The sequence below is a fragment of the Paenibacillus sp. 203 genome (assembly GCF_037027525.1).
GTDB classification, from domain to species: domain Bacteria; phylum Bacillota; class Bacilli; order Paenibacillales; family Paenibacillaceae; genus Paenibacillus; species Paenibacillus polymyxa_B.
Genome location: NZ_JAXCHD010000001.1, coordinates 613,747 through 638,972 on the forward strand (window position 1 = coordinate 613,747; position 25,226 = coordinate 638,972).

Sequence of the window (25,226 nt, forward strand, 5' to 3'; positions counted from 1 at the left end):
ATCATGCAATGAGTAAGCTATGGGGCGGACGCTTTACGAAGCAAACGAACAAGTTGGTAGAGGAATATACGGCTTCTATCGGGTTTGATCAGGCATTGGCAGAAGAAGATATTCAAGGCAGTTTGGCTCATGTGGCCATGCTGGGGAAATGCGGAATTATTCCGCAGGAGGATGCAGACACGATCAAGGAAGGACTGCACACGGTCCTGGAGCGTATCCGCCGTGGGGAAATTGAATTTTCCGTTTCGGATGAGGATATTCACATGAATATCGAAAAAAATTTAATCGAGGCCATTGGTCCGGTCGGAGGTAAGCTGCACACGGGGCGCAGCCGTAACGATCAGGTAGCAACAGATATGCACTTGTATTTGCGCGGACGTGTGGTATCGCTGGTGGGTATGCTGCATGACGTACAAGCTGCATTAATCGGCCAGGCAAAGGATAATCTGGACACGATTGTACCTGGATACACACACTTGCAGCGTGCGCAGCCTATTTTATTTGCACATCATCTGCTGGCGTATGTGTCTATGCTGGAACGTGATATTGACCGACTCAAAGACAGCTATAAGCGGATTAACGTGTTGCCGCTCGGTGCTGGCGCTTTGGCCGGGACCACTTTTCCGATCGACCGTCACTTTGTAGCCGAGCAGCTGGGATTTGATGGTGTATATGAAAATAGCCTCGATGCCGTCAGCGACCGGGATTTTATCGTAGAGTTCCTGGCTGGCGCCTCGCTGATTATGACGCATTTGTCTCGTCTGAGCGAAGAATTGGTGCTATGGAGTAGCACGGAGTTTGGTTTTGTCGAGCTGGATGATGCTTTTTGCACAGGCAGCAGCATTATGCCGCAGAAGAAAAACCCGGACGTACCGGAGCTGGTACGTGGTAAAACCGGACGTGTCTATGGAAACCTCGTGGGCTTGTTGACCGTACTGAAATCCTTGCCGCTGGCATACAACAAGGATATGCAGGAGGACAAGGAAGGGATGTTCGATACCGTTGCCACGCTGGAAGGAGCCTTGCAACTGTTCGCACCGATGATCGCCACGATGAAGGTGAACAAGGATCGTATGCGTCAAGCGGTCAATCAGGATTTTTCCAACGCAACGGATATTGCGGACTTCTTGGTCGGAAAAGGGCTTCCGTTCCGTCAGGCGCATGAGGTCATTGGCAAAACCGTACTGTATTGCATCCAGCATGGAAAATACTTGCTTGATCTGACACTGGACGAATTCCAGCAGTTTTCGGATCTGTTTGACGAACGTATCTATGAGGTACTTCAACCAGAAGCGGTAGTGAATGCACGGAATGTATATGGTGGAACCGCTACCGGGCAGGTACAGGCAGCTATTGGGCGCAGTGAACAGCTCCTGGCGAATACATCAACATGGTTTGAAGGGCACAAGCCGAAAAATTAATCAGTAAAGAAAGATATTATTCTCTTGCATAGCAGCGGGATGCTGTGTAAAATCAAATTTTAAGGAATTAGCAATCTAAGTTTCAAAGGCACCGTTCGCGGTGTCTTTTGTGTTTTTTGGGGCATTAATTCATAGTTCCAAATACCTATTAATACACTGGTGTGAAAGTTTCTAGAATTTACATTTTTGTATACTACACCTATGATGATTATGGTAGAATAGCACTAAGTTTTTCATCGAATTACCAATTCAATAGGACAAGAACTATATTCAATAAGTAAATGTCAAGTTACTAGGGGCTCTTTTGATCAGGCGAATTTCATAAATGTGTAAATGAAGGGCTTGAATGAGAACATAGGTATGTCCTGGTTTTGGGAGAACGGTAAGTAAAAGCTCTAAAGTAGCGACGTAGCTGAAGGCAGAGTCGGGATGATCCAGGGAGGTATTATGAGAACTAAAAGGACGGCGCGTCAGTTAAAGAGCGCTTGGATCGGTTATCGCGCTTCTGAAGCCGATCAACTGATATCTTCATTGCATGAGGAACGGGTGCAAGCGGAGGAGTTACTGCGTGAGGAGCGGGAACTTTTCCACGCGGCGCTGGAACGGAAAAAGCAGCGGGATGCGGAGTTAAAGCAGCTGCTTGCGGATGCGCTTGCGGAAGAGCGGCGCTGGATTGAAAGGGCGGGAATTCATGGGTGACAAGCTTAGGTGGCAGGTTGGAGGAGTTTCAATTCGCCAAACCAAGAGAAGAATAAAAGAAGAGCGTCAGCGAATCGAACAACTGCAACAACAGCTAGAGGCTCAGCGGTCAGAGCAGGCCCCGGTGCTGTACAAGCTTGATTTTCATATCGAAGAGTTGGAACGGCGACTTCAGGATACAGAACTTCGTATCCAGGCGATACAGAACGCCAATGATACAGCAGCAGCTGTGGAACAATTGCTGGATGAAGGGTTACAGGATGGACAGGTGCAGGAGGCTCAAGTCCAATATGCATCTGGGCAGGAACAGGTAGCGGCAGGAACCGCTATGGGCGCTGCTTCCAGTATCTCTGGTACGGAAGGCGAAGAGGCCGCAAGAGGAACGCAGAGCGGACGAAACGGCAAGGCCCGTCTGGGGGATCAACTGGTGGAGAACGGGATGATCACCCGCGATCAGCTGACAGATGCCATCCGCAACCAGAAGCGTTACGGTGGCAGGCTCGGTGATATTCTTGTAGAGATGGGCTTCATTACGGCTGAGCAGCTCCAAGAACAGGTTGGCGGCGACGAGTCCAAGGAGCGCCTAGGCGATATGCTGGTTCGTTCCGGCTATATATTACCGGAACAACTGGAGCGTGCACTGGAGTTCCAGGCGAAGAGCGGCGGACTACTGGGAGACATCTTGCTGTCATTGCAAATGCTGGAACCTGCGGATCTGTACCGCGCGATTGCTACACAGAACCGAATCGGGCGTATTGGTGAGGAACTCGCGCTGGATGCGGCGTATAAACTACCCGAGCAAGTGGCGATGGCATATGGCGTGGTCGTCATCCATCAATATATGAACCGTTATATTGTGGCGGTCAGCGATCCGCTGCCAGAAGAGCGACGCTTGAAGCTGGAGGAAATTTTGGGTATGCCGGTAGAGCAGGTGCTTGCTACGAAGGAAGAGATGGAGCAGCTCTGGGGTAAAATCTACGGTGAAGAAATGATGCAGGAGAGCACGACCGGGCTATTGGAAAAAGAACCACACAATTCAGCACGGACGACCTTTACAAAGGGACAGCTCTGGGTGTTCGCGGCCATGGGTATGATTACACTGCTCGGTCTCCTCTGGAACAGTTGGAAAACGGTGTTGATCATCAATATGATGATTCAGCTGTTTTATTTTGCCATGACGCTATTTAAATTTGGCATCATTTATCTCGGTTCCCGACGTGGGGCGCAGCTTCGTTTCACGAAGGAAGAGGTTGACGCCATGGATGAAAAGAAACTGCCGATCTATACCATTCTTGTACCTATGTATAAGGAAGCGGGCGTGCTTCCGATGTTATTGCGGAATTTGGAGCAACTGGATTATCCAAAGTCCAAGCTGGATGTGCGGCTGCTGATTGAAGAGGACGACATAGAGACGATTGAGCTACTTCGGGAAATGAAGCTGCCGGCCTATTACACGACACTAGTCGTTCCAGACGGTTTGCCGAAAACCAAGCCGAAGGCATGTAATTACGGACTTATTCGGGCACGTGGCGAGTTTGTCGTGATTTACGATGCTGAGGATCGTCCCGACGCTGATCAGCTTAAAAAGGTCATTGCAGCGTTCGATTCACTCCCTGAGCATTATGCGTGTATTCAGGCGAAGCTCAACTATTTTAATAGTACACAAAATCTGCTGACCCGCTGGTTCACTCAAGAATACAGTATGTGGTTCGAGTTACTGCTGCCGGGTATTATGCAGTTAGATACCCCAATTCCGTTAGGCGGCACATCCAATCATTTTCGGGTATCTGTATTAAAAGATATTAATGCGTGGGACCCCTACAATGTAACCGAGGATGCCGATCTGGGCATACGTCTGTATAAAGGCGGCTACAAAACTGCTATTGTCGATTCCCGCACATGGGAGGAAGCTAACAGCCGCGTGGGCAACTGGATTCGTCAGCGGTCACGCTGGATCAAGGGGTATATGCAGACATGGCTGGTTCATATGCGAAATCCGGTTAAGCTGGTGCGCGAAGTGGGCTGGAAAGGCTTTTTCGGCTTTCAGGTGATGATTCTGGCAACTCCGATGTTGCCGTTGCTGAATCCGATTTTTTGGGGGTTGCTTATTTTATGGTTTGGCTGGGAGTTGTCCTTTATTCCCAAGCTATTCCCAGGTTATGTGTATTACCTGGCCAGCGCGGAGTTTTATATCGGTAACTTTCTGTTCGTATTCAGTAATGTGGCCGGAATGTATTGGGTCATCGGGGAACTGGAAGAGCGCGGTGAACGAACATTTTCATACGCGATGGTCAAATACGGACTACTCTCGCCGTTATATTGGGTACTTATGAGTATAGCTGCGGTGAAAGCCGCTTGGCAGCTCATTACCAAGCCGTTCTATTGGGAGAAGACCACGCATGGTCTGACCGATATGCACGACTTGGATGATACCCCGGCACAGTCCTCCTGAATATGAAGAAAGAAGGAGCAAGAATGGAGACAAAAACACCTTTTTTATCCGTCGTCATTCCCATGTACAATGAAAGCTCGCATCTCGAGCGGTCGCTTAAGGTAATTGATGGGGTATTGTCTGTTGTCACCTCACGCTATGAGCTCATCATAGTAGATGATGGTTCCAAAGACGATACGTGGCTCAAGCTGTCCGAATTGTCCCGTCGTATGCCCTCTTTGCTCGCGCTCCGGCTGAGTCGGAATTTCGGCAAGGAGCTGGCGTTGTGCGCAGGTCTGGAAAATGCCTCTGGCGACGCGATTATTGTCATGGACGGTGATTTGCAGCATCCTCCTGAAATGATTGGAGAAATGGTACGTTTATGGCAAAATGAAGGTTATGATTTGGTCGAATGTGTGAAAGAATTTCGGGGAGAAGAGTCGGTGGGCAAAAAGCTCGGTGCTTCATTGTTCTACACGACCCTGAACCGCTTGACGGGCTTTAATCTCAAGGATGCCTCCGATTATAAGCTACTGGATCGACGAGTGGTGGATGCCTGGATGGCGATGCCAGAGCGGATGCCGTTTTTCCGCGGGATGACAGCCTGGCTAGGTTTCCGTAAAACCCAGATCTCATTCCGGGTGGCTCCACGCGAAGAGGGGCCAAGCCGCTGGAGTCCGTTAGGGCTGATTCGACTGGCAGCAGAAGCGATCGTCTCGTTTTCGACAGTACCGTTGCGGGTAGTAAGTCTGATGGGCCTCATTTTTATGCTGATTTCAGTCGTATTGGGGATTCAGACCTTAATGCGCAAATTAACGGGTGACGCTGTGACCGGTTTTACCACTGTGATTTTGCTGCTCTTGATTATTGGCAGTGTACTCATGCTGTCGATTGGAGTGGTAGGAGAATATATTGCCGCCATATATCACGAAGTCAAAGCTAGGCCTCGCTATCTGATAGCAGATAAACGGGCGAATGCTGACCGATTGTGGGTGGACAGGGAGTTTAATCAACATGATCAGACGTTCATATCTAAAGTATCCAATCATTAAATACGGTATTGTGGGGTTGCTAGGTACAGGTATCCATGTGGGTGTGCTTGTGCTGCTGGTGGAGTTGTTTACGGTACCAGCAGTAACGGCTACTACAATCGGATTCGTGGTTACATTGCTCGTTTCGTATGTGCTGAACCGAAACTGGACGTTCGAGCCTACCGGCGAGGGAAGTCGCACCCAGTTTCTTAAATATTTATTGGTCTGTACCTGTGGCTTGCTCTTAAATGCTGCTCTGATGTACGTGACCATTCACTGGATCGGTTGGTCGTATCTGATCGGTGAAGTACTAACTACCATCATCGTGCCTGTTCATAATTATTTCTGGAACCGCTACTGGATCTTCTCCGTTCCGCAACAGCGTCAGAAAGAGGTTTCATGATTTTAAGAAAACACGGAAAATTTCTATCATTGTTTGCTTGTATTACTACTCTTGAACTGGCCGTGGGCGTGTATTTTGCATGGTATCTTGGTTATATGCATACCGATGCGCTCAGTCGAGTGGCTAACGCATTTTATGTGCTATACAGTCGTGACCCACACTTGGGTGCTATCGGGTTTGTATGGAATCCCCTGCCCAGTTTGATGGAACTGATTGTGCTGTTGTTTTATCCTTTATTTCCAGCACTCGCTTCCCACGGGCTGGCGGCAGTGATTGTGAGCAGCCTGTTTGCAGGGGCGAGCGGGGCATTATTGTATGCGACGGGCAAACAGTTGGGGCTTCACGGTGCAACCAGCTTGCTGATTGCGCTATTATTTTCACTGAATCCATTTATGTTTCTGTTTGGCTTCAACGGCTTAAGTGACTCGCCATATATCTTTTTCATCCTGTTGACAGTGAGTCGATTTTGTATGTGGTTGAAGGATCGCAAGGCGGCGAATTTGATCGTATCCGGTTTTGCGCTTGCACTGGCTTTTTGGGTACGCTATGAAGCGGTTCCGCTTGGCGTTGCGATGGCTTTGGGTGTATTGCTGACGATCTTTTTTCTGCATAGGTGGCGTACAAACAGAGAGAGGGTTAGAACGGAATTGTCTTTAAAAGAGCGCCTGTACAAGGTGGAAGCGACATGGCTTCTATTGTTGTTGCCACTTGTTTTTTCCGGTCTGCTGTGGCTATTTTTTAACTGGATTATCATGGGCGATCCGCTTTACTTTTTACGCTCGCAATATTCCAATTCCACACAATCAGCGGCTTTGTTAGAGGATCAACGCTTTGTTGCCATGTTTGCCCACCCTGTGCTGATGCTAAAGTTTATCGGGCAACGAACCTTATGGTATGCTGCTCCGTTGATTGCCATTTTGCTCATACGATTGTTGGACAAACGTCTGTTGAGTTGGAGCACGCTTACGCTATTAGCAGTCTTTTTATCGGTGCCTGGACTTCAGCTTTTGCTGATGCTCAAGCAGTCTTCTTTTGGGTGGTTCCGATATTTTATGTATGTGTTCCCGATTACGGTGGCCTGGTTGCCGTATGAGCTAAGTTTATTGAAGGGAAAAATGAGGGGGATCGGAATCTCTCTGGTAACAGCAGGAATGTTGGTAACAGCAGGCTTGTTATCCTACGCACTGACGAACCCCGCGATTGCAGCAGATGAACACAGCTATTTGACGCATAGTGGTAATGAAAGCTACGAACGTCAAATTATTGAGCGGAAAATAGCGCCGTGGCTGGATGAGCATTATGGTACATCTCTCATTTTGACAGATTCTTATGCCGCCTATCCGATCATTTTGAGCAGCAAAATTCCGAAGAAGTTTATGATTACGAGTGATTTTGATTTTGGGGAATCTTTAATGGATCTGCCTGCTTCCAAGGTGGATTATGTGTTGGTCACGCGCTTGGTGGATGGGGTGCCGCTGGATCAGGTAAATCGGAACTATCCTGATTTGTTCGAAAAGGGAGCGTCGTGGGCCTCACTGGTACATGACTTTGACGGGCAGTGGCGACTGTTCAAAATAAAGCATGAAGAATCGAAATAATTATTATATTTTAGTGCATCGTAGCGGAGGGAAGAATACAGCTGTAGGGTGTGAGTGGGCTACAGCTGTATCACCGCAAGAAGTTTGAGGGGGAACGAGAGGAATGTCCTTTCGCAAATGGTCTGCAAGCAGATGGATGGCTATAGGTCTGTTTGTATTTATACTTACATTGGAGTTGTCTGCGGGCATCTATTTCAGCTATGTTCTGGGATATATGCACACAGACGCGCTCAGTCGCGTAGCTAATGCATTTTATGTGTTGTACAGCCGTGACCCGCATCTGGGCGCAATCGGATTTATCTGGAATCCACTACCTAGTCTTCTGGAAATGGTGATTCTACTGCTGTATCCAATCTTTCCGGCAATAGCCACCTATGGATTGGCTGCTGTCATTCTTAGTGCTACCTTTGCCGCTTTGACCGCTATGCTGCTGTATCGGGCGGGGGTCAGAACAGGGCTTAGCTCAGGGATGAGCATCATGCTGGCACTGCTGTATGCACTGAATCCGTTTATTTTACTGTTTGGTGCCAATGGGCTGAGCGATTCGCTATACATATATTTCATTATGATGACGGTGATTGAGTTTGCATTGTGGCTCAAGGATCGCATGACGGCAAGTCTGATTGTTTCTGGATTAGCGCTTGCCATGGCGTTCTGGACTCGTTATGAAGCGGTTCCTCTGGGCGTGGCAATGGCGGGTGGAGTGGTATTGGCGATCCTGTTTCTACATCGAAACATGGGCAGACGTGAGCTGGCCTTGCGGGAAAAACTGCACAAGGTCGAGGCAACTTGGTTACTGCTTCTGCTCCCCGTGGTCTTTTCCGGGCTGTTGTGGATTTTCTTCAACTATCTCATTATGGGGAATGCTTTTTACTTCCTGAATTCGGAGTATTCGAACACAGCCCAATCGGCAGAGCTGCTGAATGATGATAAGTTTGTAGAGATTTTCTCCAATCCGCTGGTGGCCTTGAAATTTATTGCTTCCAAAACACTCTGGTATTCGGTACCGTTGTTTGCTATTCTGTTCATTCGTCTGTTAAGTGGACGCTTGTTCCGATGGGGGACACTGATTATTATGCTGCTGTTCCTGTCAGTGCCGGGGTTGCAGTTTTTACTCATGATGAAGCAATCTTCGTATGGGTGGTTTCGTTATTTTATGTACGTGTTCCCAATTACTGTAGCTTGGTTGCCCTATGAGCTGAGCCAGCTTCAGGGACGATGGCGGAGGGCAGCCTTTGGCCTGGTATCCGTCAGTCTGCTGCTTACCGCTGGATTACTTTCCTATGCGTTGACTCGCCCGGATATTGCACCGGATGAGAACAGCTTTCTCACACGAACGGGTAATGTGAACTATGTGAGACAGGAGTCAGATCGTAAGATTGCCGTCTGGTTGGATGAGCATCTGCCGAAGTCTACCATTATGACCGATTCGGCTTCAGCCTACACCATGATTGTCTACAGCCAATATCCCAAACGCTTCCTGATCACCAGTGATTATTCGTTCAATAAGGCATTAAGTTATCCGCAGGATAACCATGTGGATTATATCCTTGTACCTAAGATCATGTCAGGCATGCCACTGAGTAAAATCAATATGGTATATCCGAATTTATATGAAAAAGGCGCTCCATGGGTCCAGCTTGAACGTGAGTTTAACGGTGAGTGGCGCTTGTACAAGGTGCTGCCCAAGTCACTAACTAAAGCATCTCCATCGACGGAGACCACGACAAATCCGTAATGTGCAAAAAAATCCCCGAGCCTATCCCTTCGCCATGGTGCGATGAGGGAAGCTGCGGGGATTTTTTTAACCTGTTTAGTGCTCTTTGAGTGGTAGCCACGCCAGTACATCCTGAATTTTCGCGTCCCAGTATCCCCATTCATGAGCCCCAGGACCTTCTTCGTAGGTCAGCGGAACTCCGGTAGTATTACATGTTTCACGGAAAGCCTGATTTCCCTTATATAGGAAATCCTCCGTGCCGCAGCATTGGTAAAGCCGGGGAAGCGAGGTCCCCAAGGCAGCATGACGTTGTAACAGTTCCAGCAAGTCGTGATCCGTTCCACGTATTTCATCTGGACCAAAAATGTTAAGCCATTCCGCTGGACTCATCGCATTTTGCATAGGATCGGTGCGTGATGCGTGTAAATCCATGACTCCCGAAAGGCTGGCAGCAGCTGCAAAACGCTCTGGATGCTGGAGTGCCAGTTTGAAAGCACCATATCCACCCATAGAAAGCCCGGCTACAAAATTGTCTTCACGCTTGTCGGACAGAGGAAAGAATGAACGTGCCAAAGCCGGTAATTCTTCACTGATAAAGGTCCAATAAGCTGCTCCTTGCTCCATATTCGTATAGAAACTCCGATGTACCTGAGGCATGACGACAGCTAGGCCCAATGAGGCGACATAGCGTTCAATGGAGGTTCGACGCAACCAGGTTGAATCATCGTCCGACAGGCCGTGCAGCAAATATAGCGTCGGATGTGGCCCGGTTCCTTGCTTGCCCTCCAGTCCGATTTGCGAACGGGTTGCCTGAGGAAGAATAACATTCATGGATGTGCTCAGACCTAGAACTTCCGAATAAAACTGACATTGAATAAGAGCCATAAGAAGACCTCTTTCCTAGGGTTTTGTGACCTCATTGCGGTGTTCCAGCATATGACCGATTATTCATTCAGTATACCTTAGCCTGTCTAAATATACATATCCAAGTGAATAACTAGGTATTAAGTCCTGTTTCTTATTTATCCTACATTAGGTGGGGGTATGGTTATATGGGACGATTTTTTTAATTTGGGGGTTATTTGGGTTTGATTTCTGGTAAAGTGTTTAAAAAAGAATGATGAATCCAATCAGAGGAGGAATTTATAGCATGGGAAAAAAGTTAAGAAACACAGTTACAGGTGTATTGAGTACAGGTCTTATTCTTAGCGCATTCAATGCAGCGGCAGCTGCTCCCCAAACTACAAGTGGACATTGGGCGGGAGATCAGGTGCAACGCTGGTCAGCCACAGGGCAATTGGACGGGGCGGTAAAACCAGATGCGGCGATCACACGTGCCGAATTTATTGTTCTTTTGAATCGCAGCTTGGGAACGTTCACACAGGAAACTCCAGCAGTGACAGACGTAACATATGCGGGTGGTGTGAAAGTAAACGGTAATGGAAGCAGAACGTTCACAGATGTTCCAGCTTCGCACTGGGCATACAACGAGCTGACAAGTGCCGTGAATGCAGGCTACATAAGCGGCTATGCAGATAACAAGCTCAAACCAAATGGTAAGGTAACACGTCAAGAGGCTGCGGCTATCGTAGGCAAAGCTATTGGACTGACTGCGGGTAATGCAGCAGATGTTACTAAATTCATTGACTCCAACAAAATTGGGTCTTGGGCGAAGAAAAGTGTAGCGGCAGCTGCGGAGCAAAAAATCATCAACGGTTATCCAGATGGTAAATTCCAGCCACTGAAGTCGCTGACTCGTGCAGAGGCGATTGCTATTCTGGACGCTGCTTCCGGTTACAACCTGAGCTCTGTCGATAATCTGACGACGACTCCTGGTGGAACGGTGACGGACTCCACATACAGCAACGTGACAGATTCCACTTATGGTAACACGTCAACTACTTCTGGCAGCGAAACAGGAGATAGCAGCACAAGTACCAGCACAGATAGCACGACTACGGACAACTCTACAACAATAGATACCAACACAGATACCGACACAACTACGGATACGACTACGACTACAGATAGCACTACAGACACAGTTGCAACTACGGGAGCACTGAAAGTCAACAATGTGTATGATGGAGAAGGTACAATTACGGGGACAGCTAAAGCAGGTTCCACAGTAACCGCCTATTCCAACGAACTACCTATCGGTAGTGCAGTAGCCAAAGATGATGGCACATTTAGTATCAGTGTGCTTACTCAAAAAGCAACGGTTAGGCTGGTAATCAAAGCTAAAGATGCAGATGGTAACGAAAGTGAGCCTGTAGAAATTTCTGTTTTGGGTAAACGCAGCGAGTAATTTATAGCTAAAATCCCCCTTTCACTCTGCCTGGAACAAGTCCAGTCGACAGTGGAAGGGGGATTTTTCGTTTATTCGCTTATACCGTCCTCGACAATAGATTTCTCGGGTTCACGTGTTTGTGGCTCAGACGATGTGCCACCGCCATAACTAGCTGTAATGCGTTGTTGCGCTCGATACGTATCGCGGCTGATTCGGGTGCGATCTACAGTTTTTCCGTCTACCTTTTTTACCCGGAATGTTTCTACCACATACCCTTCTTTGCCCTGCCGAAGTACTTGATAGAAGCCGGGGGAAAGTGAGTCATTACGGAGTCTCTTCTCCGGTATGGGAAGTACGCGAACTGTATGGGATTCCAGTTCATACGAAACATTGGACGGAAATGTACCAAAAAATTTAACAGTAAGCGTTCGGTTTTGGACAGCCGCACGAAGCAGTAAATGCTTGCCTGTATTGTTTCTAAAACGAAAATTAATGGACCCTGTAGCAAAAGTCGCATCCTGACCTTTGGGCAGGTAGCTAACCGGCAAGGAATGGTTGCGGCGCTCAACAATGTCCAAACCGACTCGCAGCGCTGCATTATACACCGTGCTGGATACCTGACAAATCCCGCCGCCTATGCCGGACTCCAACTGACCGTTGACGATCACTGGAGCTTCACGAAAGCCATGAGTGCGCTCAGCCTTGGCAATCAATTGACCGTAGTCGAATATGTCGCCTGGCTTAAGAATTAGACCATCAACGGTGCTTGCCGCTGAATTAACGTTATACACGCGTCCTTCCGAGCTACTGCCGAGACTGGTGGAGAATTGGACGATTTTGCGCTCAATCCCTTCGTTCCGTAGACTGTCCACCGAAATGTTCGGTTCCAGCTGACGGAAAGGTAATTCCACTCGTACGGGCTCTTCCGAATCGGTAAAATCCTTGGGCAGCGCCTTATCTAGTGCGGCGTCCAATCTGGGCCAATCCATGCGTCGGGCAGAGCGCCCTGAAATATAACGAACCTGATCATTCCCGTCAATCTGACGCACAGCATTGATAGGCATGCCGTATCGTTGCTCCTCCCAATCGACTCCGAATCGGGCCCTTAATATCTCCTCCTGTCGGAAAGATGTGATAGACCATTCTTTTTCGAAGCTAAAACGTGTCTGCACACGAGTCCATAGATGCTCCGAGCTGAGTGCCTTCACGGCATTCCGAAATGCCTCCGCTTTATAATGAATTCCTGCTTCCCCGAGTGTAAGTTTTATATCCTGTGCACTGCTGTCACTGTCCGTCAGAAGCAGTGGATGTTGCTTCAATGCATCCAATTTTTTATCCACCAGTCGAAGAGCGGCTGTGTGATCCATGCTTCCTAGGTTCATTCCTCCGACCCTCACTCCCTCCGGCAACGTTTGTCTGTCGGCGTACAGATGAAGTCCTCCCCACAACATGGCCAGCGCCAAAACACCAGACCATATCCAAATGACAGATAAATGAATTTTTTTCATAATGCAGATGTCTCCTGTCTGATAAGCTTGATAGCGATTCGTGTGCCATAATATTCATATATATGTGCCAAAAGCAGAAAACTTTCGGTACTATTTAGGTAACAAATTTGTTACAATGATAAACGGTATGATGAAATAGAGAAGTTTTTAAAGGAAATGCATGGAATATGTCGAATGGATATTAGGTTATGCGTAATATGATTAAGCAACGGGAAGTGATCGAGTGATTGAAATGCAGGATGTGTGGAAGACCTATACTAACGGAACCCACGCACTTCAAGGAGTATCGGTCAGAATTGACCGTAATGAATTTGTATACGTAGTCGGCCCGTCTGGAGCGGGGAAATCGACTTTTATGAAGCTTATTTATAGAGAAGAAGTACCTACCAAGGGGCAAATTTCAGTCAATGGTTTTAATATCGGGAAGCTCAAGCAGCGTAAAATTCCCTACGTTCGTCGTAACATCGGAGTCATTTTTCAAGATTTCCGGCTTTTGCCGCGTTTGACGGCTTATGAGAATGTGGCTTTTGCTATGGAAGTTATTGAAGCTCCCAAGAAGCTGATTCGCAAACGGGTACCGGAAGTGCTTGAACTGGTTGGCTTGAAAACAAAAATGAATCGTGAGCCTGCTCAGCTTTCCGGTGGGGAGCAACAGCGTGTAGCAATTGCACGGGCGATCGTGAACAATCCTTCCGTGATCATTGCCGATGAACCTACGGGTAATCTGGACCCCGAAACATCGTGGGAGATCATGCAGTTGCTGGACGAAATTAATTTTCGGGGCACGACTATTGTAATGGCGACCCACAATAAGGACATCGTGAACTCCATGCGTAAACGTGTCATTGCCATTGAAAATGGCAACATCGTAAGGGATCAGGTAAGAGGGGAGTACGGATATGACTTTTAACACCTTCTTACGTCATGTGCGGGAAGGTTTCAAAAACATATTCCGCAATGGCTGGATGTCCGTGGCATCCGTTACCTCGATTATTGTGTCATTACTTATATTGGGCGTATTTATCGTGCTTGTGCTCAACGTCAATTCCCTGGCTGATCAGGCAGATAGTCAGGTGGAGGTTAACGTATTTCTGGAGCTAAATGTAGAGCAGAACATGCGTGAAACGCTGCAAAAGGAAATTGCGGCGATGCCGGAAATCAGCAAAACGACCTTTGTGACTAAAGCTCAGGGTTTGGAGGAGCTGCGCAAAGATTTGGGAGACAGCGGCAAGGAGCTGCTGGAGGGTTTTGACAAGGACAGCAATCCACTCCCGGACAAAATTGTGGTAGAGGTAATTGAACCAACAACGGTTCCATTTGTGGCCGAAAAGATTGAGAAGCTGAATACGTTGCATCCAGAGAAGCCGATTTTAAAGGTTCGTTATGGAAAAGGCACCGTAGAGACACTCTTTACAATTACGAAGCTCATTCGTAATGTAGGCTTTATATTCGTCGCCGGACTGGCGATCATGTCCATGTTCCTCATCTCGAATACGATTCGCGTGACCATATTGGCACGACGCAGAGAGATTGGCATTATGAAGCTGGTCGGTGCAACCAACTTTTTTATACGCTGGCCGTTTTTTATCGAAGGCGCGCTTATTGGTCTCATTGGTTCCCTTATTACTGTAGGTATTTTATTTACTGGCTATCAGCGTTTGCTGACCGCCGTTCAGGGCGATATAGCTCTGAATATGTTGAAGCTTATGCCACTTGAAGGCATTTGGATTCAGTTGAGTGCATTGCTGATTATTTTGGGGATGCTGGTCGGAATTGTTGGCAGTACCCTGTCCATGCGCAAGTTCTTAAAAGTATAAAAGAAGCGTTGACTGGACGTCGTGTTCGATATCAATTAGAACGGGGAAGCCCGGTGTTATTTTGCGATAAAGGATGGGGAGTGCAAGTTGAAAAAAACAGGATCTGTGTTGGCCGCTACCTTGGTAGCCGCATTGCTAATCCAGCCTTCTGACGGATATGCCAAAAGCATGAGTGAAATCAATTCGCAGCTGAACCAATTGGAAAAGCAGGCCCAATCTGCCAAGCAACAACAGGAAAAGGCTGCTCAAGATAAACAGTATGCCCAACATTACAAAAATAAAACCGTGCAAAACCTGAAAATTGTGCTTGCTCAGATTAACAGCGTCAGTGATCAGCTGACTCGTGTTGCGGTTCAGATTGATCAAACGGAAGATAATCTGCGTGCGACTAAAAAAGATTTAGCCGAGGCCATTGATCGTATCCAGTCACGGGAAAAAATGCTGGAAACCCGTGTGCGCTTGATGTATACGGATGGAACCGTCTCATATATGGACGTGCTTATGTCTTCGTCCAGTTTTAGTGACTTTCTCAGCCGGGTAGATTCCCTGAAAACGATCGTGGAGCAGGATCAAATCCTGTTGGACGAGCATAAAAAGGACAAGGCATTGGTCGTAAGCAAGAAGAAACAGCTGGACACGGAATATAAAAATGCCAAGAAGCTGTATGCGCTCAAGCAGGACGCTAAGGCAGAACTGAATTCGAAGGAAAAAGAGAAGCAAAGACTGATTTCCAATTACGATCATGATATTGCTGAGTCAGATGAAATCAGCGAAGAGCAAAATGACATGCTGGTAGCACTCGCTAACAAACGTGTGGGTCTGGTGCAGGAAAAGAACAAGCTTAGAGCGGAGCAGGCTGCCAAAGCCGCACGTGCTAGAGCGGCTGCACGCGCGGCTGAAGCCAAACGATATGCATCTTCATCCTCAGGTGCCGCCTCGAATTCAAGCCATGCGGCAGCCAGTTCGTATACAGGTGGAACAGGCACATTGGCTTCACCTGTATCCCATTACCGACTCTCATCTACTTTTGGCATGCGGGTACATCCGATTACCGGTAAGCTTAAAGGCCACACAGGTGTTGATATGGCGGCTCCGCAGGGAACCGATATTCATGCAGCCGAAGATGGTGTTGTCATTGTTGCCGAATGGTGGAGTGGCTATGGAAACACAGTTGTGATTGACCATGGAGACGGACTATGGACCCTATACGGACACATTCGCAATGGCGGTACGGTGGTTCATACGGGGCAGACTGTGAAACGTGGTCAAAAAATTGCAGAAGTTGGTTCGACGGGCAATTCCACAGGACCTCACTGTCATTTTGAGGTGCGCGAAAATAACAAACCTGTAAATCCGATGAACTATTTATAGTAGATAAGGTAAGCCCTATTTATAGCCATTACGGTTGTAGATAGGGCTTTGCTGTAATGGTTAATATCCGATGAAGAACATGTGCATTGAGACACCGAGTAGGATACAATTAACATATTCCGTACAAGCTAGACGTATACTTCGTGGATGGATATGCGTTGTAAGGCAATAGGATACAAGATAATGAGAAGGCGGTGGACGATTAGATGTTGAAAAAAAGTACAGCGATACTCTTGATGGTGATCGGGCTGCTTGGCGGCAGTCTGCTCACTTTTGCCTATACTGGAACGACTACAGTAGGGAACAGTGCTCTGGGCGAAGGACTGCTGGCGAGTGTGACAGGTAGCAGTTCTACCTCCAGAAGTGATATCCGTAAAATTGAGACGGCGATGGACTTGATTCAAGGACAATATTATCAGGATGTGGATCGTACCAAGCTGGTGGATGGCGCCATCAATGGTATGATGGAGTCGCTCGGTGACCCGTATTCCTCTTATATGGGTAAAGAAACTGCACAACAATTCGAGCAATCCATAGAAGGTTCCTTTACCGGGATCGGAGCCGAAGTAGCGGCCGAAAACGGGAAAGTAGTTGTAGTCACGCCAATTAAAGGCTCCCCGGCTGAAAAGGCAGGGTTACGCTCTAAGGATATTATTTTGTCTGTTAATGGTGAAACACTGGACGGATTGGATCTAAACAAGGCCGTTTCCAAAATTCGTGGACCTAAAGGCAGTCAGGCGAAAGTCAAAATTCAGCGCAGTGGCTCTCCTGATCCGCTCGAATACACGATTACCCGTGACAACATTGATATGGAAACTGTAACGGCTCATATGGAAAGCGACGGTGTAGGCGTCATCACGATCACCCAGTTCTCCTTGAATACAGCAGAACGCTTCAAGGAAGAGTTAGCGAAGCTCGAAAAACAAGGGCTTAAAGGGCTCGTCATTGACGTGCGTAATAACCCGGGCGGCGTGCTTTCCGTCGTCATTGATATTGCACAGCAATTTGTACCTTCTGGCAAAACGATTGTACAAGTGGAAGACAAGAATCAGAAGCGTGAAGAAGAGAAATCCAAAGGTTCACGCAAAAATTATCCTGTGACTTTGCTAATGAATAAAGGTAGCGCAAGTGCATCCGAAATTCTGGCAGGTGCTCTCCAGCAATCAGCGGGTGCCGTGTTGATCGGGGAAAATTCCTTTGGTAAAGGTACTGTACAAACCAGCTATGACAAACAAATGGGTGACGGTAGCCTGCTCAAAATCACGATTGCCAAATGGTTAACGCCAAATGGAACGTGGATTCATAAAAAAGGGATTAAGCCGAATATCGCGGTGGAACAGCCTGAATACTTCACAGCAGCACCGTTGAACAAGGAAAAGTCCCTGAAATACAATATGAATAGCAGTGATGTGAAAAATGCACAAATCATTCTACAAGGCTTGGGTTACAACCCAGGTCGCGAGGATGGCTATTTTGACAAAGTAACTGAAAGCTCTGTTATTGCTTTTCAAAAACAAGCGAAGCTGACGGCTAGCGGCATCATTGATGCGAAGACAGCAGCAGCGATGGAAGCCAAGCTGATTGAGAAAATTCGTGATCCGAAAAATGATAATCAACTCAAGCAGGGGATTGAAGAGATTCGGAAGGAAATGAAGACAAGCGTAGCGAAATAATAGTGAGGCTACAACAAGGGGGCTGGAAACAGCCTCCTTTTATATTGGGATTTATTTGCAGTCTGTCGGTTTGTCTTCCCTACGTTGGCAATTTCATATAGAATAAATGGATATGAAATGTACGTGATCCGCTATACAGCGGGCCAGGGGCATAAGGAGTGTGAATGGACTTGGAATGGGCATTACAATGGGGATGGAGCGTCTTAAATGCTTGCTTGTACCTGCTTTTGCAGCCGTTTTATTATATCTCAATACTCATTGTAGCACTTGGTTATCGTCGGCAAATGCTGCTGGAGCGCAAGCTATTTCATACCAAAATGCATAGCTGGGCTTCAGAGACCTGGCGTGTCGTATGGAGTGGTTTGCTTGCTGGAATGGCGCTATCTGCTCTGGGAATGTTCGTCAGCGTGCATCTGAACTCGGCTTCCATCGTATGCCTGTGGGTAGCGACATTACTGCTCATGCTGGTACGCGTCCGTTACCTGTGTCTCGCTTGTTCGGTAGGTCTGCTAGGTGTGGTTCAATTTTTCCTAAACGTGGCCAGTGGCTGGCAACCTGGAGGAGCGCTCGGAACATCAGTAGCAGCTATCCGCGGATTGGATATTCCGGCACTGTTGGTGTTGGTCGCCGTGCTGCATGTGGCTGAGGCGCTGTTGGTTCGCTGGCAAGGGGGGAAGGCGGCCACTCCGCTGTTTGTCGAGGGCAAACGGGGAAGATTGGTTGGCGGCTATCGTATGGAAGACCTCTGGCCCATTCCGTTGTTGTTGCTGGTACCGACCCAGGGAGGATTTACGCTTCCCTGGACACCTTTGTTCGGCGGCGATGCCGGAACCGGGTATATGCTGGCAGCCTTGCCAGTCCTGATGGGCTTCAGCAGCGTGACGCTAGGCCAGCTACCACGACAGAAGGCGGTACTTACTTCGAACCGTTTGCTCCTGTACAGTGTGGCTTTACTTCTGCTGAGCTTGCTGGCTGCATGGTGGAGTCCGCTGATATTGTTAGCAGCGTTATTCTCCTTTCTGGCTCATGAGGCGCTGATCTGGTATGGTAATATAGAAGAAAGTCGCCTTAGCCCGATGTTTGTCCATCCGGAGCAAGGGATGCGTGTTCTCGCTGTGCTGCCAGACAGTCCGGCGACAGCCATGGGCATACTGCCGGGCGAGGCCATTTACCGCGTGAATGGGATTGTTGTGAATACCCGTGCCGAGTTACACCAGGCCTTGCGGATCAACTCTGCTTTTTGTAAGCTGGAGGTACGCAATCTGCAGGGCGAGAGCAAGTTTGTGCAGCGAGGCATGTACGATGGCGATCATCACCAGCTAGGGGTTGTGCTTGCACCTGATGCAGACGCGAGCTGGGCCGTATCCATACAGCCAGCCTCCATCTACCGGATTGTTGCCATGCACATAGGCGCACGCCAACGTAAAGCTGGACAGGCATCGCAGGCAGAGAAGGCACATTTGGATACCGTGGACAAATAGATGTTACAACAAGAGGGTAGCCATTATTTGATTAGAGTCGAATAAGGCTACGCTCTTTTTATATGCCGACAGTAGCCTGCTTGAAATCAATATTCTGATCGGTATACAATGAATATGTAATAAGAAGCGTTGATGAACCGAATGCCTATCATGTGTGTCAAGCAGGGAGAGGAAAAGATGAACGCGATCCACTTTATTCGAGAGTACATCAGGCATCCACGCAGCGTAGGCGCTGTTATACCCAGCTCAAGACAGTTGGCCAAACAAATTGCCACACCGATTTACTTTGACAAAGCATCGTGCATTATTGAATATGGTGCTGGGACCGGTGTGTTTACGCAAGAGCTTATTTTGAACAAGCGTCCAGAAACGCTACTTTTAGTAATTGAAGCTAATGAATCGTTTTACAAAACGCTACAAAGCAAGTACGGACACTTGGAGAAGGTACACATTATTCACGGATCAGCTGAGCATGTAGCTCAGTATATACGACAGTATGAGGTCCCAAAAGTGGATTATGTCGTGTCAGGGCTCCCTTTCACCAGCTTGCCCGCTGCATTATCCAGCCTCATTTTGGGACAAACGGCTGAGGTTTTGGGCCAGGAAGGCAAATTTATTACGTTCCAGTACAGCAAGGTCAAACACAATTTTTTTCGCACCTTTTTTGCTGACATTCAGATTAAAAAGGTAAACTGCAATGTCCCGCCCGCTTATGTGTTCACTTGCAGCCTGTAACCTTGCAGCTATGTAGAGGATTAGAATAAATACGAATGTGAATATACGGATGATTATGAGAAGACTTGGTCAGCGTCATTAAAATGCTGAAACGGTCTTTTTTTGTTGTACACTTTCATAGATATATAAGATAAGGGGATATGTTAAAAAGCAAAATTCATTTAAGGAATCATATTTTAAAATGGGGCTTAACCTATATATTACATAAGATGGAACCCGCTAGATTTTTGTAAGATTCATGATAAATCTGAACTTTTGTTAAAGGAGATTTATATATGGTAAAACCGTTGATATTCATGCGTTGGTGTGAGTACTATGAGTTAAGTGACCGTGAGACGGATTTTGTATCTTTTTTTATGATGAATTTCTCGGCTGCCCGTTCAGGCAATCAACCGAAGCTTAGGGAGCAGTTTGTTGAAATTCAGAAAAAAACCTTTCCTGAATACCCGTTTGATATTACCCCGGAAGAACTGGATTACTCCAAATTCGAAGGCTTGATGAAGCAAGTGTTAAAAATTCATTTTGACACGGCCGAGCTGCTATACTCCTTTTATCTCCAAAAACTGTGCGCACCTTTGGCAGAATACATTTTATCCACCGGAGAATCAGAGCCTGCACGCATCTATTATAAGCTTATTCAAAAGGATAAAGTGCGCTAGGGAAGACGAGTGTGGATGAGCAAGAGCTATTGGGATACCTCAAGCTATATGGTTATTTAAGAAATTAATACTAGCTAATTAAAACAATAGTTAAAAATGTCAATATACCTTTGTGTTAAGGTAATATTATAAATCCAGTTTCAAAGAAAGAGGGTGTTGTTTTCGGCTGGAACATTTCAAGCACGGATATGACGCTGCAACGGAACGATAAGCTCGTTTGGGGACAGGGAAGGGGCCTTAAAGCCTCAAGGAGGGGCATTCGTATGGGTGCCGCTCTTTTTAAATTGAAGGGAGGAAGCGGCATGAAGGCGAAAAATAGTAGTAGTATTTGGTCCAAACGTTCCAAATGGCTGCCTGTCGTCATGGCATGCACGATTATAGTAGGGGGTGCTCTACCGACTCCAACTGTAGTTCACGGTCAAACGGCAAAGACTGTTACCATTAAAGTCGATACATCCAAGGATCGTAAGCCTATTAGCCCTTATATTTACGGTACGAATCAGGAGTTGTCAGGCGATGAGAATCTGACTGCCAGACGACTTGGTGGCAATCGAATGACCGGATATAACTGGGAAAACAATATGTCCAATGCAGGAAGCGACTGGATGCAGTCCAGCGATAGCTATTTATGCGACAACGCCGGATTGACAAAAGCCGAATGTGAAAAGCCAGGTGCGGTGGCAACCTCGTTTCACGATCAATCGCTGAAGCAGGGCACTTATTCTTTAGTCACACTGCCGATGGCCGGTTATGTGGCCAAGGATGGAAACGGAAGTGTGCAGGAAAGCGAAAAGGCTCCTTCCGCTCGGTGGAATGAGGTCGTAAACGCTAAAAATGCGCCGTTTCAATTGCAGCCTGATCTGAAAGACAATCAGGTTTACGCGGATGAATTCGTCAACTTTTTAGTGAAAAAGTATGGCTCTGCTTCAACAAAAACAGGTGTGAAAGGATACTCGCTCGACAATGAACCCGCTCTCTGGTCGCATACGCATCCGCGCATTCATGGTGAAAAGGTCGGAGCGAAAGAGTTGGTAGAGCGGTCGGTAAGTTTATCCAAAGCCGTTAAGGCGGTTGACGCGAGTGCGGAAATTTTTGGGCCCGTTCTTTACGGTTTTGGCGCCTATAAAGATCTTCAAACTGCACCTGATTGGAACTCTGTAAAAGGCAACTACAGCTGGTTCGTGGACTATTACCTGGATCAAATGCGCCTCAGCTCGCAAGCCGAAGGCAAGAGATTGCTGGATGTCTTCGATGTACACTGGTATCCTGAAGCGATGGGCGGAGGCATACGAATTACAAATGAGGTAGGCAATGACGAAACGAAGAAAGCCAGAATGCAAGCGCCTCGTACTTTGTGGGACCCGACCTACAAGGAAGATAGCTGGATCGCTCAATGGAACAGTGAATTCTTGCCTTTACTGCCTCGATTAAAGCAGTCGGTGGATCAGTATTACCCGGGAACCAAGCTGGCTTTGACTGAGTATAGCTATGGCGGCGAAAATGATATTTCCGGCGGTATCGCTATGACCGATGTGTTGGGCATCTTGGGCAAAAACGATGTTTATATGGCAAACTACTGGAAGTTAAAGGATGGTGCCAACAACTACGTTAGTGCCGCTTACAAGCTTTACCGCAATTATGACGGAAAAAGCTCTACTTTCGGTGATATCAGTGTTCATGCGCAAACGTCGGATATTGTTAATAGCTCGGTGCATGCTTCCGTAACGGATGCATCCTACAAAGAACTGCACCTCGTTGTCATGAATAAAAGCATGGACAGTGCATTCGACGCCCAATTTGATCTTTCCGGTGAGACGACTTACGGTTCCGGTAAAGTATGGGGCTTCGACAAAAATAGCTCGCAAATTAAAGAAGCAGCGCCAATTACGCAAATTTCAGGCAACCGCTTTACCTATACAGTACCGCCTTTGACGGCTTATCACATCGTCTTGACTGCTGGCAATGATACGTCTGTGCCACCTGTGGAAGGTCCTGAAAGCTTTGCGCTGAGGGGTGAGGCTGGCGATGGGAAAGTCGATTTATCCTGGGACGCTTCCAGCGGAGTTGTAAGTTACAGTGTACAGCGGGCAACGTATGAAAACGGTCCTTTTGCTGCTGTAGCATCCAACTTGGTCGAAACGTCTTATACGGATACGAACGTAACGAACGGCACTTCTTATTATTATAAAATAACCGCACAAACAAAGGCGGGAACGAGCGAATCCAATGTTTTGAAAGCGGTTCCGCGAACGCCTGTAGACGGACCGGATCGCTATGAAGCCGAAGATGGCACGCTGAAGGGAACCATTGTGGAATCCAGCGGAACCGGCTTCTCCGGTACTGGTTATGTAACTAATTTCCACAATGCAGGGGATTCCCTGACGATGACGATCCAGGCAGAGGCGGCAGGCTTGTACAATCTTACAATCGGCTACCGTTCGCCTCATGATGACAAACGCACCAACTTCTCTTTAAACGGCAAAGCGTCTGGCGAGCTAGTACTTTGGAAAACGGCTGATTTTAAAGAAACTTCCGGAGGCAAGGTTCTGTTGAATGCAGGGGCAAATACGATCGGTTTTGAAACAGGCTGGGGCTGGTATGATATCGACTACGTCAAGCTGGAGCCAGCTGCTGACCGCCCACCTCATGCGGTAACCAAAACGCTCACCAATCCGAATGCGACAGTAGAAGCAAGAGCATTGATGAACTATCTGGTTGATCAATACGGGAAGAATATGCTTTCCGGTCAAGAGGAAATAACCGAAATTGATTGGCTTCAAGCCAATGTAGGTAAAAAACCGGCTATTGCGGCGCTTGACCTGATCGACTATTCGCCAAGCAGAGCGGAACACGGTCTTAGTTCCACAGAGACGGAAAAGGCGATTGAATGGGATAAGCAAGGGGGAATTGTTACCTTTGTATGGCACTGGAACGCGCCGAAAGGTCTGATCGATACGCAGGGAAAAGAATGGTGGAGAGGCTTCTATGCCGATTCGACTACATTCGATATAGAATATGCGATGAATCATCCAGAGTCCGAAGATTATAAATTGCTTATTCGCGACATCGATGTGATTGCAGGGCAATTGAAGAAGTTGCAGGATGCGAAAGTTCCTGTGCTGTTCCGTCCTTTGCACGAAGCGGAAGGCAAATGGTTCTGGTGGGGAGCTAAAGGTCCTGAGCCTGTTAAAAAATTATATATTTTGATGCACGATCGTTTGACTAATGTGCACAAATTGAACAATCTGATCTGGGTCTGGAACTCTGTTGCTCCCGACTGGTATCCAGGGGATGAGTATGTGGATATTTTGAGCTTCGACTCTTATCCGCAAGCAGGCGACTACAGCCCACAAATTGCAAAATACGAAGACCTTGTTACGTTGGGTAAGGACAAAAAGTTAGTTGCCATGAGCGAAAACGGACCTATCCCGGACCCTGATCTGATGAAGGCGTATCAAGCCCATTGGAGCTGGTTCGCTACATGGTATGGGGATTTCTTGAGAGACGGCAAACAAAACAGTCTTGAGCATCTGAAAAAAGTGTATAATCATCCGAACGTCATTACGCTTGAAAAGCTCCCGACTAACTTAAAAACGTATGGTATTACCGAGCAGCCATCAGTACCGGGCAGCTTCACGCTGAACGCAGCGGGTGAAACGGCGAAAGTAAAGCTGAGCTGGACAGCATCAGCGAATGCAGCAAGCTATGAAGTGAAGCGTTCGACGGCTGAAAATGGCGCTTTCGCCACAGTAGCAAGTGATGTATACGGAAGCAGCTACACCGACAAAGCCGTAACGGCAGACACGATGTACTATTACCAAGTCGTAGCGAAGAACGATGCAGGTCAAACGGTTTCGAACACGGCTAGCGCAGCGCCGAAAGCGGATACTCAGCAGCCGACAACGGGACTGGTGCTCCAGTATCGCACAGCGGATACAAATGTGAACGACAATCACTTGAACCCGCATTTCCAAATTGTAAACAAAGGTACAACCTCCGTACCGATCAACGAGTTGAAAATTCGCTACTACTACACGATCGACGGCGACCGCGCGCAGACATTCAACTGCGACTATGCGACGCTGAGCTGCTCGAAACTGAATGGTAAGCTGGTTAAAATGGATAAAGCTGTAGGAGGCGCTGATTATTATTTGGAAGTCAGCTTCAACTCGGATGCAGGCGTGTTAGCACCTGGAGGAAGCACAGGCGGAATTCAAACCCGTATTCATAAAGCAGACTGGTCGAACTATAACGAAAGTGACGATTACTCGTATAAAGGAACGCAGACTTCATTCGCCGATCATACGAAAGCTACGTTGTATCATAATGGCGTACTTGTTTGGGGAACCGAACCGACAGCTAATTAAAATGATATAAATACTATCGCTGAAA

Annotated in this window: 18 protein-coding genes; 16 read left to right on the plus strand and 2 right to left on the minus strand. The window is 47.5% G+C overall.

The features are described from left to right. Nucleotides 1–8: 8 nt before the first annotated feature. The 7 genes from argH (at nucleotide 9) to WA407_RS02875 (ending at nucleotide 9,321) form a co-directional block, all read left to right on the plus strand. Nucleotides 9–1,421: an argininosuccinate lyase gene (argH, locus tag WA407_RS02845; RefSeq protein ID WP_013312248.1), complete on the plus strand. Its 1,413-nt coding sequence runs from the start codon at nucleotides 9–11 to the stop codon at nucleotides 1,419–1,421. Nucleotides 1,422–1,868: 447 nt separating this feature from the next. Beyond that, nucleotides 1,869–2,120 (plus strand): hypothetical protein, encoded by a 252-nt coding sequence (locus tag WA407_RS02850; RefSeq protein WP_069292030.1) that lies wholly within the window; start codon nucleotides 1,869–1,871, stop codon nucleotides 2,118–2,120. Further along, a complete protein-coding gene (locus tag WA407_RS02855; RefSeq protein ID WP_336076729.1) occupies nucleotides 2,113–4,572 on the plus strand; it encodes a glycosyltransferase family 2 protein in 2,460 nt (819 codons plus the stop codon). The genes WA407_RS02850 and WA407_RS02855 overlap by 8 nt, the downstream gene beginning before the upstream one ends. A 23-nt stretch (nucleotides 4,573–4,595) precedes the next feature. Continuing rightward, nucleotides 4,596–5,603: a glycosyltransferase family 2 protein gene (locus WA407_RS02860; RefSeq protein ID WP_336076730.1), complete on the plus strand. Its 1,008-nt coding sequence runs from the start codon at nucleotides 4,596–4,598 to the stop codon at nucleotides 5,601–5,603. Then, nucleotides 5,566–5,985, plus strand: a complete 420-nt coding sequence (locus WA407_RS02865; RefSeq protein WP_025721701.1) for a GtrA family protein — start codon at nucleotides 5,566–5,568, stop codon at nucleotides 5,983–5,985. Before WA407_RS02860 ends, WA407_RS02865 begins: the two co-directional genes overlap by 38 nt. Then, nucleotides 5,982–7,583 carry an ArnT family glycosyltransferase gene (locus WA407_RS02870; protein ID WP_336076731.1) on the plus strand — a complete coding sequence of 534 codons (1,602 nt, stop codon included), beginning with the start codon at nucleotides 5,982–5,984 and terminating at the stop codon, nucleotides 7,581–7,583. Before WA407_RS02865 ends, WA407_RS02870 begins: the two co-directional genes overlap by 4 nt. Before the next feature lie 103 nt (nucleotides 7,584–7,686). Next, a complete protein-coding gene (locus tag WA407_RS02875; RefSeq protein ID WP_336076732.1) occupies nucleotides 7,687–9,321 on the plus strand; it encodes a glycosyltransferase family 39 protein in 1,635 nt (544 codons plus the stop codon). A gap of 75 nt (nucleotides 9,322–9,396) precedes the next feature. Here the strand turns inward: WA407_RS02875 and WA407_RS02880 are convergent, their stop codons facing one another. Then, nucleotides 9,397–10,185: an alpha/beta hydrolase gene (locus tag WA407_RS02880; RefSeq protein ID WP_336076733.1), complete on the minus strand. Its 789-nt coding sequence runs from the start codon at nucleotides 10,183–10,185 to the stop codon at nucleotides 9,397–9,399. Nucleotides 10,186–10,450: 265 nt separating this feature from the next. Here WA407_RS02880 and WA407_RS02885 point away from each other — a divergent pair, with 265 nt between their 5' ends. After that, nucleotides 10,451–11,608 (plus strand): S-layer homology domain-containing protein, encoded by a 1,158-nt coding sequence (locus WA407_RS02885; RefSeq protein ID WP_336076734.1) that lies wholly within the window; start codon nucleotides 10,451–10,453, stop codon nucleotides 11,606–11,608. A 71-nt stretch (nucleotides 11,609–11,679) separates the two neighbouring features. Here WA407_RS02885 and WA407_RS02890 read toward each other — a convergent pair whose 3' ends face one another. Then, nucleotides 11,680–13,098: a VanW family protein gene (locus tag WA407_RS02890; RefSeq protein WP_336076735.1), complete on the minus strand. Its 1,419-nt coding sequence runs from the start codon at nucleotides 13,096–13,098 to the stop codon at nucleotides 11,680–11,682. Between the two features lie 223 nt (nucleotides 13,099–13,321). Between WA407_RS02890 and ftsE the strand changes: the two genes are divergently transcribed. The 8 genes from ftsE to WA407_RS02930 all read left to right on the plus strand — a co-directional run bounded on the left by ftsE (nucleotide 13,322) and on the right by WA407_RS02930 (nucleotide 25,201). After that, a complete protein-coding gene (ftsE, locus tag WA407_RS02895) occupies nucleotides 13,322–14,008 on the plus strand; it encodes a cell division ATP-binding protein FtsE (protein ID WP_023990620.1) in 687 nt (228 codons plus the stop codon). Continuing rightward, nucleotides 13,998–14,915 (plus strand): permease-like cell division protein FtsX, encoded by a 918-nt coding sequence (gene ftsX / locus WA407_RS02900; RefSeq protein ID WP_336076736.1) that lies wholly within the window; start codon nucleotides 13,998–14,000, stop codon nucleotides 14,913–14,915. The genes ftsE and ftsX overlap by 11 nt, the downstream gene beginning before the upstream one ends. A gap of 87 nt (nucleotides 14,916–15,002) precedes the next feature. Beyond that, a complete protein-coding gene (locus tag WA407_RS02905; RefSeq protein WP_336076737.1) occupies nucleotides 15,003–16,286 on the plus strand; it encodes a peptidoglycan DD-metalloendopeptidase family protein in 1,284 nt (427 codons plus the stop codon). A gap of 206 nt (nucleotides 16,287–16,492) precedes the next feature. After that, the gene (locus WA407_RS02910; RefSeq protein WP_061829953.1) at nucleotides 16,493–17,959 is read left to right on the plus strand and encodes a S41 family peptidase; all 1,467 of its coding nucleotides are present in this window, start codon (nucleotides 16,493–16,495) and stop codon (nucleotides 17,957–17,959) included. A 164-nt stretch (nucleotides 17,960–18,123) separates the two neighbouring features. Beyond that, complete coding sequence (locus tag WA407_RS02915) at nucleotides 18,124–19,440, plus strand: PDZ domain-containing protein (RefSeq protein WP_336076738.1); 1,317 nt, start codon at nucleotides 18,124–18,126, stop codon at nucleotides 19,438–19,440. A gap of 177 nt (nucleotides 19,441–19,617) precedes the next feature. Next, nucleotides 19,618–20,175 carry a class I SAM-dependent methyltransferase gene (locus tag WA407_RS02920; RefSeq protein ID WP_061829955.1) on the plus strand — a complete coding sequence of 186 codons (558 nt, stop codon included), beginning with the start codon at nucleotides 19,618–19,620 and terminating at the stop codon, nucleotides 20,173–20,175. Between the two features lie 275 nt (nucleotides 20,176–20,450). After that, the gene (locus tag WA407_RS02925) at nucleotides 20,451–20,834 is read left to right on the plus strand and encodes a hypothetical protein (protein ID WP_023990615.1); all 384 of its coding nucleotides are present in this window, start codon (nucleotides 20,451–20,453) and stop codon (nucleotides 20,832–20,834) included. Nucleotides 20,835–21,136: 302 nt separating this feature from the next. Then, nucleotides 21,137–25,201 carry a glycosyl hydrolase gene (locus WA407_RS02930; RefSeq protein ID WP_336076739.1) on the plus strand — a complete coding sequence of 1,355 codons (4,065 nt, stop codon included), beginning with the start codon at nucleotides 21,137–21,139 and terminating at the stop codon, nucleotides 25,199–25,201. Nucleotides 25,202–25,226: the final 25 nt, after the last annotated feature.